This is a genomic window from Terricaulis silvestris, from assembly GCF_009792355.1.
Classification (GTDB): domain Bacteria; phylum Pseudomonadota; class Alphaproteobacteria; order Caulobacterales; family Aquidulcibacteraceae; genus Vitreimonas; species Vitreimonas silvestris.
On the sequence record NZ_CP047045.1, the window covers coordinates 2,964,147 to 2,978,643 of the forward strand.

Annotated in this window: 13 protein-coding genes; 5 read left to right on the plus strand and 8 right to left on the minus strand. The window is 62.4% G+C overall.

Annotated features, from left to right (window positions below):
* Positions 1–29: 29 nt before the first annotated feature.
* Entirely contained in the window at positions 30–1,505 is a 1,476-nt protein-coding gene (locus DSM104635_RS15200) for an AMP-binding protein (RefSeq protein WP_158767023.1), read from the plus strand.
* On the opposite strand, the gene DSM104635_RS15205 is transcribed toward DSM104635_RS15200, so the two are convergent.
* The 6 genes from DSM104635_RS15205 to DSM104635_RS15230 are packed head-to-tail and all read right to left on the minus strand — an operon-like array spanning position 1,493 to position 6,317.
* Entirely contained in the window at positions 1,493–1,915 is a 423-nt protein-coding gene (locus DSM104635_RS15205) for a MaoC/PaaZ C-terminal domain-containing protein (RefSeq protein ID WP_158767024.1), read from the minus strand. The two genes, DSM104635_RS15200 and DSM104635_RS15205, sit on opposite strands and share 13 nt — an antisense overlap.
* Before the next feature lie 2 nt (positions 1,916–1,917).
* A complete protein-coding gene (locus DSM104635_RS15210) occupies positions 1,918–2,361 on the minus strand; it encodes a MaoC family dehydratase N-terminal domain-containing protein (protein WP_158767025.1) in 444 nt (147 codons plus the stop codon).
* Between the two features lie 3 nt (positions 2,362–2,364).
* The gene (locus DSM104635_RS15215) at positions 2,365–3,585 is read right to left on the minus strand and encodes a cytochrome P450 (protein WP_187448152.1); all 1,221 of its coding nucleotides are present in this window, start codon (positions 3,583–3,585) and stop codon (positions 2,365–2,367) included.
* On the minus strand, positions 3,582–4,622 hold the full coding sequence (locus DSM104635_RS15220; protein WP_158768117.1) for an aldo/keto reductase: 1,041 nt from the start codon (positions 4,620–4,622) through the stop codon (positions 3,582–3,584). The genes DSM104635_RS15215 and DSM104635_RS15220 overlap by 4 nt, the downstream gene beginning before the upstream one ends.
* A 50-nt stretch (positions 4,623–4,672) precedes the next feature.
* Entirely contained in the window at positions 4,673–5,572 is a 900-nt protein-coding gene (locus tag DSM104635_RS15225) for an NmrA family NAD(P)-binding protein (RefSeq protein ID WP_158767026.1), read from the minus strand.
* A 1-nt stretch (position 5,573) separates the two neighbouring features.
* Positions 5,574–6,317 carry an SDR family oxidoreductase gene (locus tag DSM104635_RS15230; RefSeq protein WP_323368327.1) on the minus strand — a complete coding sequence of 248 codons (744 nt, stop codon included), beginning with the start codon at positions 6,315–6,317 and terminating at the stop codon, positions 5,574–5,576.
* A 5-nt stretch (positions 6,318–6,322) separates the two neighbouring features.
* Between DSM104635_RS15230 and DSM104635_RS15235 the strand changes: the two genes are divergently transcribed.
* The 4 genes from DSM104635_RS15235 to DSM104635_RS15250 all read left to right on the plus strand — a co-directional run bounded on the left by DSM104635_RS15235 (position 6,323) and on the right by DSM104635_RS15250 (position 12,523).
* Positions 6,323–8,251, plus strand: a complete 1,929-nt coding sequence (locus tag DSM104635_RS15235; RefSeq protein ID WP_158767027.1) for a feruloyl-CoA synthase — start codon at positions 6,323–6,325, stop codon at positions 8,249–8,251.
* Between the two features lie 88 nt (positions 8,252–8,339).
* Positions 8,340–8,765: a VOC family protein gene (locus DSM104635_RS15240; protein ID WP_228445713.1), complete on the plus strand. Its 426-nt coding sequence runs from the start codon at positions 8,340–8,342 to the stop codon at positions 8,763–8,765.
* A 519-nt stretch (positions 8,766–9,284) separates the two neighbouring features.
* Complete coding sequence (locus DSM104635_RS15245; protein ID WP_158767029.1) at positions 9,285–9,716, plus strand: RrF2 family transcriptional regulator; 432 nt, start codon at positions 9,285–9,287, stop codon at positions 9,714–9,716.
* Positions 9,717–9,931: 215 nt separating this feature from the next.
* On the plus strand, positions 9,932–12,523 hold the full coding sequence (locus DSM104635_RS15250; RefSeq protein WP_158767030.1) for a TonB-dependent receptor: 2,592 nt from the start codon (positions 9,932–9,934) through the stop codon (positions 12,521–12,523).
* 114 nt (positions 12,524–12,637) lie between these two features.
* Here DSM104635_RS15250 and DSM104635_RS15255 read toward each other — a convergent pair whose 3' ends face one another.
* Together DSM104635_RS15255 and DSM104635_RS15260 are read right to left on the minus strand one after the other, a co-directional pair.
* Entirely contained in the window at positions 12,638–13,639 is a 1,002-nt protein-coding gene (locus tag DSM104635_RS15255; protein WP_158767031.1) for a cysteine synthase A, read from the minus strand.
* 46 nt (positions 13,640–13,685) lie between these two features.
* Entirely contained in the window at positions 13,686–14,495 is an 810-nt protein-coding gene (locus tag DSM104635_RS15260; RefSeq protein ID WP_158767032.1) for a ferredoxin--NADP reductase, read from the minus strand.
* Positions 14,496–14,497: the final 2 nt, after the last annotated feature.

Consider the following 14,497-nt stretch of genomic DNA (forward strand, 5'->3'; position numbering starts at 1 on the left):
AAACCTTGCGCCGAACAAGCTGAAGTCGCGTGACCTTTCCTGACCTGCTCCTTGATTCATCAGGCGCCGCCAAGCTTGGCGCGCCGCTTGCGCTCCTTCTCGGGGCGCAAGCACAACGCGCGCCCACGCGTGACGCGCTGACGCTGCCCGACGCCCAGCTCACGCGGCTTGATCTCGACCGGCGCTCCAATCAGCGCGCACGCCAACTCGAACGAGCCGGCGCCGGTCACGACGACATTGTCCTCATCGCGATCCCCAACAGCGCCGCCTACTACGAGTTCGTCTACGGCGCCTGGAAACTCGGCGCGACGCCCATGCACGTCTCGCATAAGCTGACGCCAAGGGAGTTCGCCGAAATCGTCGCGCTGGCGGAGCCAAAGCTCGTGATCGACGCCACCTCGCCGCTGCTTGATCGGCAACGCGATTCACGCTCCGACGCGCCGCTTCCGTTGCGCATTGCGACGCGATGGAAAATCTCCACCAGCGGGGGCAGCACGGGCCGACCGAAACTCATCGTTGACCCCAATCCGGCGCTATGGAGCATCGAGAAACAAGCGCACCGCCGCCATCCGGACGCAACCATCATCAACCCCGGTCCGCTCTACCACAGCGCCCCGTTCGGCCAGATGATTCCAGCGCTCTGCGAAGGCGCGCACGTCGTCGAGATGGGTAAATTCGATGCCGAGAGATACATAGCGCTCGTCGCGCGCCACCGCGCCACATGGGCTTATCTAGTGCCCACAATGATGGCGCGCATTGCCAACCTGCCGCCTGAGACACGCGCGCGTTACGACATTTCCTCGCTCGACACCGTCGTCCACATGGCCGCGATCTGCCCGCCGCCGGTGAAACGCGCATGGATCGCCATGCTCGGCGCCGACGCCATCTGGGAGATCTATGGCGGCACCGAACGCATCGGCTCCACCATCATCGGTGGCGCGGATTGGCTCGACCGTCCGGGCTCGGTCGGGCGCCCGCGCGAAGGCATCGAAGCCCGCGTGCTCGACGAGCATGGCTCAGAGCTTCCGCCCGACGCGGTTGGTGAAATTTATTTTCGGCGCGCAGGCGGACCCGAATCCACCTTCCGCTACATCGGCGCTGACGTACGCCAACGTGGCGATTGGGCCTCGTTCGGCGATCTGGGCTGGCTCGATCAGGACGGCTACTTGTTCATCGCCGACCGCCGCACCGACATGATCGTCAGCGGCGGCGTCAATCTCTATCCCGCCGAAATCGAAGCGCAAATTGATGCGATCCCCGGTATTGCCGACAGCGTCGTCGTCGGCGCGCCACACGCGGATTTGGGCGCTGTCCCGCATGCGTTCGTTCAAGTGCGAGAGGCGTCGAAATGGAGTGAAATGCGCCTTCTCAATGCGCTACGCGAACGGCTCGCCCCCTACAAATTGCCCCGTGGCGCAACATTCATAGAGGAATCCATCCGCGACGACTCCGGCAAGATTCGCCGCGTCGCTTGGCGCGACCGCCTGATCGCTCAATCGAGCTGAACCAGCCCCTCGCCCGTCAGCGTGACCGTGCCGTCGCTCAGCGTTGTTTTGAGCTTGAGCCGAGCAAGGCGCAATCCGCCTTCGGTAACGATCTCCGCCACTGTTCCGCTACACATCACCACCGAGCGCAGCGGCGTGATGGAGATGAAGCGAGTGGTAAACTCTCGGATGCGCTCAGGCGGCGCCCAGTTCGACAACAACCGGCCGAGATAGGCCATCGACAGCATGCCGTGGGCAAACACGTCATCGAAGCCGTTCGCTGCAGCGAATTGGCGGTCGAGATGGATTGGATTGTGATCGCCCGAGCCGCCGGCGAACAAGGCGAGCGTCAGCGGCTCGATCGGCGGCGTCACAAGCAGCGGCAGCTCTGCGCCGGACGCAGCTTCGCGATAGGTGGCGGCGATGGTCATCTTCAGTTCCGCAGCACGGCGACGGTGCGCATGGTGGCGCACAATTCGTCGTCTTGGTTGGTGGCGCTCGTTTCCAGGACCACGAACTCGAGTGCGCCGCCCTTCTTGTCATAAATGTCGATGATTCGTTGCCGCAGGCGAATGCGATCGCCCACATAGATCGGCTTCACCTGCGTAAAGCTCTGTTCGCCGTGCAGCATGCGGCCGAGATCAGCGCCCAACACGCCGATCACCAGATCGATCTTCGCAGGAGCGAGGTTCGCAAGCACCGAAGCATAAGTCGGCGGCGTCGGGATGGCGCGGTAGCCCGCGTCGCGCGCTGCGTTCTGGTCGCGATAGATCGGATTGGTTTCGCCGACGGCTTGGCAAAACAGCGCAAGCATGCCTGCTTCCACTGCGATCTCGCGTTCTTCGGTCTCGGCGCCGATTTTTCCTTTGTCGAGCATGGCTCAGCCCCAAGCCACCGGCAGCTTCACTCTGCCCCAATGCATCCACGACCCGATGCGCTCCGTCGGCCCATCGAGCCGCAGCTTCGGCAGCGCCTTGGCCAACTTGCCGAACGCGATCTTTGCCTCCAGCCGCGCCACCGGAGCGCCCAAGCAGAAGTGGACGCCCGCACCGAAGGAGAGATGCTTGCGCGCCTCGGTCAACGGCCGATCGATTCGGAACGTCTCCGCGTCCTCGAACACGGCTGGATCGCGATTGGCGCCGACGATCGAGAACATCAATTTCGATCGCTCCGGTAATTCCTCGCCGTGCATCGCGACCGGGCACAAGCTGGTGCGGAAGTGCGCCAGCACTGGCGGATCGAAGCGCAAGCTTTCCTCCACGGCATTTTCCACGAGTTCTGGCTCTTGCTTCAGGCCTTCCCACAGCGCCGGCGTCTCCAGTAAACGCCACATCAGGTTGGCAATCAGCGAAATCGTCGTCTCCTGCCCGCCAGTGAGGAAGGCGAGGCAAACATTTAGCTGCTCGTCGCGCGTCAGCGGCCGCCCTTCCACGCGAGCGATCAGCGTTCGCGACATGAAATCGTTCGGCAACACCTCGCCCAGCGCCGACAAATCCGGCTCAGTTATTCCAGCCGCGTCCAGCTTGGCCTGACGGGCGTCCAGGTGGCTGTTGAAGTGGGGATATATTTCCTTGAGGATCGGTTCGAACGAGCCGGGTTTCGGATCGTGGAACAACATATCCTGTAGGATATCGGCCCAGTGCTTGTAGTGGAGATTGTCCGCCTCAGGCGCGCCTAGCATCACGCACATGATCCGCGACGGCAGCGGCAGCGCGAAGAGATCATGAAAATCCCCGCGTCCTTCTGGCATGGCGAGCATCTTGGCGATCAGTTCGTCGCAAATGCGCTCGATATCGCCTTCGTACGTTTTCAACTGGCGCGGCGCGAAGCCGGACGCGAGCGACGCGCGAAACGCCATGTGAAACGGCGGGTCCGATTTAAAGCCGACGTCGCTGATCGTATCCTTCGCCGCGTTGCCGAAGCGAAAGCTCCAAGTCGGATTGTCCTGGAGGATTTCCTCCTTGATTTCGCGATAGTCGCTGGTGATCGCGAACTTGAAATCCGGGCCGTCATAACGATGAAACGGACATTTCGCGCGCAGCTCGGAATAGGCCGCGCCCGGATTCTCCAGCGTCTCCGGCGACATCGGATCGAATTTCATGCCTGACCTGCGGTGGATGCTGCTAGTCCGTCTTTAATCTTGGCGTCCGTGAGGCGAGCGTTGAACCAATGGGGATAGATCGCAGTCGGCGCCGTCAGCTCATCTAGCTTCGCCGTGATCGCCGGATCGAGCTTCACGGCCGCCGCGCCTATATTGTCTTCGAGCTGGCTGAGCTTCGCTGAGCCGATCAGCACGCTCGTCACCACGGGCTTGGTCAGCAGCCACGCCAGCGCCAATTGCGCCACCGTGCAGTCGGCGCGCTGAGCCAACGGCCGCATCGCGTCCACCAGAGCGAAGCCCTTTTCGCGATCGAACGGCACGATATCGAACGCCGCGTGGCGGCCCTCTTTTGTGATGTTCTCGCGCGTATACTTGCCGCTCAAAAATCCTCCGCCAAGAGGGCTCCACACCAGCATGCCCAACCCGCCGGCGCGAAGGAATGGCGCCAGATCGTGTTCCACTTCCCGGTTGAGCAGTGAATAGTGCAGCTGCCCCGAGACGAACCTCGCCCAACCGCGCTCCTTCTGCATTTGCAACGCGGTCGCCGCGCGCCACGACGCCCAATTCGAAAAGCCGAGGTAGCGAACCTTGCCCGCCCGCACGAGCCGATCGAACGCTTCGAGCGTCTCTTCCAGCGGCGTAAGCGCGTCTTCCTTGTGCGCTTGGTAAAGGTCGATGTAGTCGGTGTTGAGCCGCTTCAGGCTGGCTTCACACGCCGCAATCACATTGTGACGCGAAAGTCCCGCATCCGTGATGGCCGGGCCAACACGAAAGCCAAGCTTGGTCGCGATCACGACATCCTTGCGGCGCGCGCCGAGCGCCCGACCCAGCATTTCCTCGGACTGCCCGCCCGAATATACATTCGCCGTGTCGAAAAAGTTGATCCCGGCCTCGATCGCCGCATTGACCATCACGGTCGCGCCATCCTGATCGACCTTGCCCAGAGCGGCGTTCACGGTGTTCACACCGAAAGTCATCACGCCCATGCACAGGCGCGAGACGATCAATCCCGTATCGCCGAGTTTTGAGTACTGCATGCGAGCGATAGTGCCCACGCAACCGCGCATCGCGCCAGCGCGACGCCACGTCATCGCATCGGCGATGCCTGACGCCCCTGCAACCAGCGAGAAAATGGCGTCGGTTGCAAGCCAATCTCTTCCATGTGGGAAGGGCGCGCAGGGTAGCCGAACTCGTTCAGCCACTGCTGACTCAGCACCCACCCCGCACTCCGCCCTCGCGCGATCTCCGCGTCCGGCGATTTGGTTTCTGCCACGACCGGCGTGCCGCTAGCGGCTGTGAGCAGCGCCGCGACCTGCGGCAGCGTCAACACGTCACCTGCAAGCTCCAGCGCGCCTCCGGAAAAGCGTGATGGTTTGGCGATTGCGGCCGCAACGGCGCTGCCGATGTCATCGGCGGCGACCAGCGCGAGCGGTGTATCCTCGCATATCGCTGAAACAATTCGCCGCTCTGACAGCTCAGGGAACATACGCTCCACCTTGGGCGACGCGAAGTTCTCCATCATGAACGCCGGACGAAGCACGATTGTAGCTGCGAAGCCGGCGCCAAGCGCCATATCCTCCACGGCGGCCTTGTTGTCCCAATACACGTCGTCCCATTGCGCGCCCCGCCATGTGTTCCGATCATCGACACCAGACACGGATGTTTGCACGAACGTGCGGACACTTGCGGCTAGCCCGGCCTCTATCAAAGCCTGCGCATGGATTCGCTCCGTCGAAGCGCTGCCGGGGTTGTAGAGCTGAACTGAAAAGATCGCGTCCGCGCCGCCAGCGGCGGCGGCCAGAGAGTCCGCATCGTCGAAAGAACCCTCAACCAGCTCCACGCCGGCGCCAACAAGCGCTTGGGCGCCCGGGCTCGATGCATTTCTGACCAACGCGCGCACGCGCATACCATTCGCCAGAAGCGCGCGCGCCACAGCGCCGCCCTGGGCGCCAGTTGCCCCTGTCACCAGAACGCGTGCAGTGGTCACGCTAGACTTGCCCCACCACAGGAACCAGTGCGCCCGTGATCGCGCGCGCTTCCGCGCTCGCCAAGAACAGCATCACCGCGGCCAGGTCATCCGGCGTCACCCATTTGGAAAAGTCAGCATCCGGCATGTCCTTGCGGTTGGCTGGCGTGTCGATGATCGAGGGCAGCACGGCATTGACTGTCACGCCGCGCCCCTTGAGTTCCTCGGCCAGACTTTCCGTCAGCCGCATCACACCGGCCTTCGACGCCGCATAGGCGCCCATGCCGGCGGCGGCCTTCAGCGCCCCGGCAGCGCCAACATTGACGATGCGCCCGTCACCGCTCGCCAGGAGGTGGGGCAACGCCGCCTTGCATGCTGTCGCCGCTGTCTTCACGTTGAGATTGTAGAGCACGTCCCAGCCCGCGAGATCGCCGTCTTCCAAGGTCTGCCACCGAAAGCCGCCTGCGATATTTAGCAGTGCGTCGAGCCGGCCGGTCTTGGCCTTCGCCTCATCCATCGCCTGCTTCGCCGAGGCGAGGTTAGTGAGATCGACATGGCCAAACCGAAGGCCAGGTCCTTCCGGCAGAGCCGTTACATCGACGAGCACTACTGTGGCGCCGCGCGCCTCCGCGACGCGGCCGACCGCGCTACCCAACACGCCGCCGCCGCCCGTGATCACCACCGTCTTGCCCTGCATGTCCCCTCGCGTTTTCACCCGCTCATCTGACGCAATGACGCCAGTGACGCCAGAGCCGTTCCATCGCATATGAGATGGCGCGACCGCCGGACAAACCCGCGCCATTGGCCGGCGTCGGGCCGCACGCTACCGTGACAAATGTGACCAACCTCGCCGATCCAAGCGCGTCCGTCCCGACACGACCGGTGCGCCTCGCGCCCAAATCCGGCCGCGCCGAGATGCGATCGGACGGCGCAATCGTGCTCACGTCCACGGCGCCGCTAGCGCCCTATCCTCAGAGTTGGAACGCCAAGATCGAGCAATGGGCGCAAGAAGCCCCCTCACGGGTTTTCTTGACAGAATCGGATGGCGCTGGAGGCCGCCGCACAATCACCTATGCCGAAACGCTCGCAGCCGTAGAGAGCATCGGCGAAGGCCTGCTCAACCTCGGTCTTAACGCGGAAACGCCGCTCGCTGTTCTCGCCGAGAACAGCATCGAATGCGCGCTCATCACTCTCGCCGCCATGTGGGTGGGTGTACCCGCGTCGCCGGTGTCGCCGCCCTACGCGCTCAAAGCCACGGACTTCACCAAGCTGTCTGGCGTGTTCGCAGCGCTCCAGCCGGGCGCAATCTACGTCGCCGATGGCGCGCGCTATGGCGCCGCCATCCAAGCCGCCGCGCCTGTTGACGCCGTCATCATTTCCGGACGCGCGCCGATACCCGGGCGCGAGACAATCGCGTTGACCGATCTGCGAAATTCGACGCCGAGCGCGCGCACAGCGAAAGCCAATGCGGCCGTCACCGGAGACACGATTGCGAAGATACTGTTCACGTCCGGCTCCAGCGGCGCGCCCAAGCCGGTAATCCTCCCGCATGGCATGCTCGCCGTGAACCGCCAGCAATGCGCCCAGGCTTACGCCTTCTTGAACGACGGGCCGCCGGTCATGGTCGATTGGCTGCCATGGCATCACACCTTCGGCGGCAACAACAATCTGGGTCAAATCCTCTGGTGTGGCGGCGAACTACACATTGATGATGGCGGGCCAACGCCCGCCGGCATTGGCCGAACGGTTGAGTTGCTCCGCGCTCATCCGCCGACTTTCTACATCAACACGCCAGGCGCCTTCGAAGCGCTCTTGCCGTATCTGCGCAATGACAAGCATTTCGCACAACGTTTTTTCTCGCGCCTGCAATTGCTCCAGTACGGCGGCGCCTTGCTCGCCCAGCATGTCTGGCGCGCGATTGATGAGATCGCCGTCGCCACAACCGGTGAACGCATCCTCATGGTCTCCGGTCTCGGGTCCACCGAATGCGGCCCGACGCCGGTGCAAAGCACGTGGGAGCAGCATCGCAAACCGGAAGCCGGGCTGCCGTTAGCTGGCGTTGAAGCAAAGCTGGTCCCAGTGGAAACGACATGGGAGCTTAGATTGCGAGGCCCGTGCGTCACGCCCGGCTATTGGCGCCGTCCAGATCTCACCGCCGCCGCGTTCGACGATGAAGGCTTCTTCAAAACCGGCGACGCCGTCCTCCCACTCGACCCTGAAGATTTCTCTCAAGGCCTGCTCTTCGATGGGCGCATCTCGGAGAACTTCAAGCTCAGCTCCGGAACCTGGGTGCAAGCGGTCGCGCTGCGCACGCGCCTGCTAGCGGCTCTGGCGCCGTTGGTGAACGACGCCGTGATCACTGGACACAACCAAGGCCAAGTCGGCGCCATCGCCTTCCCCGACATGAACGTCGCCCGCAAAATCGCGAGCGCGCATACGGACTTGACGGATGAAGAGGTGCTCGCCGCCCCGGCGCTTCGCGATTGGGTGCAAACGCGGGTCAGCACGCTTGCCGGCAGCGCAGTCGGCGCCAGCGAACGTATCGCCAGGCTTGCCCTCGAAACGGAGGCGCCGTCCTTCGACAATGGAGAACTCACCGACAAGGGCGCAGCGGCTTCGCGCATTGTCCTGTCGCGGCGTATCGACGTCGTGACGGCGCTACACGCTGTGACGCCGCCTGCCGCCATCTTCATCGCGTGACGCTATCGCATTGACGATCCCTGCCTAAAGCGTCTCGTTCCGGCCCCTCGGACTGCTAGCTTCGCGACCGCAGAGAGCGGAGGCTGGCATGGTTGGGATGCGTTTGCTCCATTTTGGTTTCAAAGTGCACGACATCGAGCGCACGATGCAGGCGTACAATGAGTTGTTCGGCATCGATTGGGATCCTGTCGCCGAATTCGCCCTGCCACGCGGTGACAACAACGCGCAACTCAGCCGCACGAAAGTGACCCATGGCAAGACGGGCGATGGCGTCGAGATCGAACTCGTTCAGTACGTCGAGGGTCCGCCTGTCGATGACATGGTGATGGGCGAGCGCGAGGGCATCTCGCACGTCGCTTTCCTTGTCGACGATCTCGCTGCCGAACGCGCCAAGGCCGAGGCCAAGGGCATTGCCATCGTCAACGAGGGCACGGCGCCCCGCGCATCATGGATTTTCCTGCACGACCACCGGCTCGGCGGTGCGCTGGTGCAACTGGTGCAGCTCAACAAATAGATCTTGGGGCGCGGCGCGCTTCGACTTTGCTCGCGCAGAAGTGGGATCGCAGGGTTGCCGGACGCGTCGGGTGACTCGTTATCGGCGCCTGCGTCGCGGTACTCGTTCCGGCTTCGCCGGCGCCGGCGCTACCAATTCCCAGTTGTCAGCTTCGTCCTGCCGCGCCCACACTTTGTTTCAGGTCGTTTCCCGACGTTCCGTTCGTTTCCGCTTTTCGCCGGGGCGGACACCCAGAAATTGCGTCTTGTTGCCAAAGAGCGATCAGAGGCGTTCCGCATTTGTTGGGCTCGTTCGTCTTAGGCGCGGCATGTTGGAAAGCTCTAGGTTTGGGCGTCGCCGCCCTTGGCGCGACAGGATCTCGCGCCGTGCGCGGTGTCGCGAAGCGTCGCCAGGCATGGCGCAAAGCGTCATGTAGTGGCCGCTCCGTCTCATCCACCGACGGTGGACCGACGTCGCGCGTGCTGTTAGGTGCGAGGTTCTCGGCGAGTAAGCCTCAGATAGCGAAGTATTGGCGAATTCATGCTCACCAGCAAAACCAAGTACGCGCTGCGCGCCATGATAGATTTGGCGCGCGCTGCGGCCACCCGTCCGGGCCAGCCGGTCGTGATCGGCGACATTGCCGAGCGGCAAAGCATTCCGCCGCGCTTTCTAGAGGCCATCCTGCTTGAACTGCGCGGCAACGCGTTGGTCACCAGTCAGCGCGGCAAGGCGGGCGGCTATCAGCTTGCAAAACCTGCGTCTGCAATCAGCTTCGCCGACGTCATCCGCGCCATCGAAGGCCCATTGGCGCCCACGCCTTGCACCAGTCTGACGGCGTACAAACGCTGCGCTGATTGCTTGGATGAAGGCGAATGTGCGCTCCGCAAGACCTTACAAAAGGTGCGCGACGCGAGCGCTGCAATTTTGGAAAAGGCGACACTCGCTTCTGCATTGCGCGGCGCAATGCGCTGACTTCTTTAGGTTTCAGCTGCGCGAAAACGTCGGTTCAACGGCGCGCTTAAGCCAGACTTTAGTAAATCCCCATTGCTCCAGTCGAGATTAAAGGTTGCAGTCCGATTACCCGGTCGGGTGCGGCGCAACTCTCTCCCTCGTCCTTGCGCTGCCAACTAGGCCCGCGCTCCCCGTCGGAGCGCGGGCCTAGTTGGGGACATGGTTGGGGACGTCGCATGAAGAAAAGATTGGCCACGGCGGTTGGCGTCGCTGCGCTGCTTTGGACGCCACACGCCTTCGCGCAAACCCCGCCCGATGGCGCCGCTGCTTCAGATGATCAGGCCATCGTCGTCACCGCGCGCCGCGTCGAAGAAAACCTGCAAGATGTTCCCATACCCATTTCGGTCATCAACGGCGAACTTCTCTCCGACAGCGGCGCCTCGAATGTTCTTCAGATCGAACAGCTCGTGCCATCGGTGCAGATTTTCTCGTCAAACCCGCGCAACACCGCACTCAATATTCGGGGTCTCGGCACCACGTTCGGGCTCACCAATGACGGCGTTGAAATCGGTGTCGGGCTCTATGTCGATGGCGTCTTCTGGGCGCGCCCGGGCCAGGCCGCGCTGGACTTCATCGACGTCGAACGCGTCGAAGTACTGCGCGGACCACAAGGCGTCCTGTACGGCAAGAACACCACGGCCGGCGCGATAAATGTCACGACACGCCGCCCGAGCTTTGCGCCGGAAACCAACGTTGAGATTTCCTTCGGCGATTATGGGTATCTGGCGACCCGCGCTTCGATCACTGGTCTCCTCATCGGCGACCGCGTCGCCGGGCGGCTCTCTTTCTCCGCCTCGCAGCGCGATGGCTTCCTTGACCAAGTTAATCGCGGGCTTGGAGACGCGAACAATTTCGGCGACGATCTCAATGACCTGAACAATATCGGCGTGCGCGGCCAATTGCTTTTCCAGGCGAGCAATGACCTCGATATCGTCGCCGCGGTCGACTACACGCAACAGCGTCCCGAAGGGTATGCGCAAGTCCCAGTGCGCGTCGCACCGACCTATCGCACGCCCAACAGGCAGTTCTTCGGTATCATCGACTCAATTAACGCCACCATTCCGGGCACGAATTACGCCGTGCCGGTCGATGAAACCTATCGGGAGATCATCCCGGTAGTCACGCAAGTGGTGAATATCGCAGGCTCCAATGTGAACCTGCAGCAAGCGCCAGCGGGCATCTACGCAGAATTCAACGCGTTCGAGCGCGTCAGTGACGCCGACGTTCCTCATCGGTCGTATCAAAACGTCGACGGCGAATCCCTAACCGTCAATTGGGGCATCGGACCGGGGACGTTGACCTCGATCACCGCGCGGCGATTCTGGGACTGGTTCCCGTCCAACGATCGCGACTTCATTGGCCTACCGATTACCACGGCCTCCAACAACCGCTCCTCACAAGAGCAATGGTCCCAGGAGATCCGCTACGCGGGCGATCTCTCAGAGACCCTCAGCTTTGTGACGGGGCTCTTTTATTTCACGCAAGAGATCGAGACGCACAATCTGCAGTCCCAAGGTTGGGCGGCCTCGCGCTGGCTGATCGATCCGCGCGCATCCAACGTCTATACCGGCAGCGACAGCACCACGATCGCCGGCAACGTGGCGGCTTTTATTCCAGAACTGCTGGATGGGCTGACGCAGATCCAAAACGTCTACACCCAAACCACGAGTGCGGCGGTGTTTGGTCAAGCCGAATGGTCCGTCACCGACCGGCTACGCATCATTCCCGGCATCCGCTTCAACTACGATGAAAAGTCGGTGGATTACGATTCTCCGGTGACGGGCGGTCTTGTCCCCGCTGATCGCCCCGACCTCGGCGCCGGCGCGATCCGCGCCGCGCAGAACTCAATCCTATCGCGTCAGACCTATGCGGCGAACACCGACGACACCAACATCTCCGGGCAGCTTACCGTCGCCTACGATGTAACCGACGACGTCAATGCCTACGCAACCTATGCGACCAGCTTTAAGTCGTTCGGCCTCAACGTTGCGGGCGTGCCGGCCAACACACCCGTCGTTGTCGAACCCGAAAGCGTCACGCACTACGAAGTTGGATTGAAAACGCAACCTTTCGATGGCGTCACGTTCAACATTACAGCCTACAACACCAACATCGAGGACTATCAAACCTCGGTCGTCGCCAATGTCGTTGGCACATTGCGCGGCTATCTGGCCAACGCCGAAGAGGTCCGCGTCCGCGGCGTCGAGATCGACACCGCCGCGCGCATCGGCGAAGGGCTTTCGCTCTATGCAGCGGCTGCCTGGACGGATGGCGAGTATGTCAGCTTCCCCAACTCGCCGCTGCCGATCGAACAAACCGGGCGGCCCATTCCCAACCCGGCGCGCATTGCCGATCCGAGCAACACCAGTTTGCCGCTCACCATCACTGCACCATTCACCGATATCTCAGGAGAGCGGCTGCCGGGCATCTCTGAATGGTCGGCTTCAGTTGGCGGAGAGTACGAGTTTCCAGACGCGTTCTTCGGCCGCAACGGCGATTTCTTCATCGGCGCGGACGTGAGCTGGCGCACCGACTTCTCTTCCGACCCGGCGGGCTCGGACTATCTAGAAATCGAGGGCTACGCGCTGATCAATGCGCGGTTAGGCTTCAAGGCCGCTGACGGCTGGGATGTCTTTGTGTGGGGACGCAATCTCGCGGACACCGAGTATTACGAGATCCTCGCTGCTCAATCGGGCGGCTCGGGTCTGGTCGTTGGCTCACTAGGCGATCCGCGCACGTTGGGCGTCACGCTGCGCGGCACGTTCTAGCGGGACGCAAAAGCACAGGCTTCGATGCTCGCCCTTGGTGCGTTCAAAACCTTAAGTCGGCACGACCGCGCCAATCTGAACCCTCATCTGAGCACGGATCCGAAAGCGGCATTCTCACTTTAACCACGGCGGCAGCGGCAAGTCCTTGGATGCCAGGAACTCAGGATCGAACAGCCGTGATGCATAGCGGTTGGCGTAGTCACACAGCACGGTGACGATGGTCTTTCCCGGCCCGAGCTTCTTTGCCAGCGCGATCGCGCCCAGCACGTTGAGCGCCGAAGAACCACCGAGTGAAAGCCCCTCGTCCTGGATCAGATCATAGAGCACCGGCAGCCACTCACGGTCCTCGAAGCGGAACGCCTCATCGACTTCGACGCCTTCCAGGTTGGCGGTTACGCGGCCTTGGCCGATGCCTTCGGTAATAGACGTCCCTTCCGCGTGGAGCTCGCCGTTCTTGTACCAGGAATAAAGAGCGGCCCCCGCCGGATCGGCGATGCCGATCACGACATTCTTGTTGCGCGCTTTCAGCGCCATCGAAACGCCGCCCAATGTGCCCCCCGAACCGACGGCGCAGATAAAACCATCCACCGCGCCATCGGTATCGCGCCAGATCTCGGGCCCCGTAGTCTCAAGGTGACCCTGACGGTTGGCGATGTTGTCAAACTGGTTGGCCCAGATCGCACCGGCAGGATGGGTCTTGGCCTTCTCCTCCGCGATACGGCGCGCCACCTTCGGATAGTGATTTTCACTCGCCGCCGGCGCCGCATCGACCTCCACCAGCTCGGCGCCGAGCGCAATGACGGCGTCCTTTTTCTCTTGGCTCTGTGTGCGCGGCATCACCACGATCACGCGATAGCCCTTGGCGGCGCCGATCAGCGCAAGCCCGATGCCGGTATTGCCAGCCGTGCCTTCGACGATGATGCCGCCAGGCTGCAACTGCCCCTTGGCTTCGGCGTCCTCGACGATCGACAGCGCCGCGCGGTCCTTCACGGATTGGCCTGGGTTTAGAAACTCTGCCTTGCCCAGAATGGTCGAGCCCGTCAGCTCCGACGCGCGCTTTAGCTTAATCAACGGCGTATTGCCGATGGCGTCGAGGACGGAGGCATAGGACTTCATTTTTAACGACCCTCGGCGCGCAGGCTTAGTGCTGACGCCATCTCGTTTAAGACCCTGCGAACGCGCGCTCAATGACAAAGCTTCCGGGCTCATGATTCGAGCCTTCGATGAACCCGGCGCCCAGCGCGATCGCCTTTAGATCCTGCAGCATCGGCGCCGAGCCGCAGATCATCATCCGATCAAGCGCCGGATCGAATGACCGCCCCCTGAACGACCGGAATAGCTCGCCATTTGCAATCAACGCCGTCACACGGCCCTCAACCGGATGCGCTTGGCGCGTCAGACTAGTCACCAACCGGAGCTTGGACTTGGCTTCCTCGCTAACCAGTGGATCGGCGTAGGTATCAGCAACAATTTCGCGGCTGTAGTTCAGCTCAGCATCGGTACGGCAGGTGTGGGTGACAATCACCTCGTCGTAGCGCTCATACGTTTCCGGCTCCCGGATCAGGCTGGCGAATGGCGCTACGCCGGTTCCCGTCGATAACAGAAAGAGACGCTTAGCCGGCGTCAGCGCGTCAAGCACGAGCGTACCGGTCGGCTTGCGGCCGATCAGGATCTCAGCGCCCGGTTCGACATGCTGCAACTTGCTGGTGAGCGGACCGTCTGGGACTTTGATCGAATAGAACGATAACCGATCATCCCAAGCCGGGCTCGCAATCGAGTACGCACGCAACAACGGCCGCTCACCATTCATCAGCCCGATCATCACGAACTCGCCGGAGCGGAACCGAAACGCAGCCGGTCGCTCGCACGTGAACGCGAACAGCTTGTCAGTGTAGTGTCGAACGCTCTCAACGCGGGCGACGTAAAGGTTAGGCGGCGGCGCGGCGCGAGCGGCCGTGGATTGGTCAGACATGG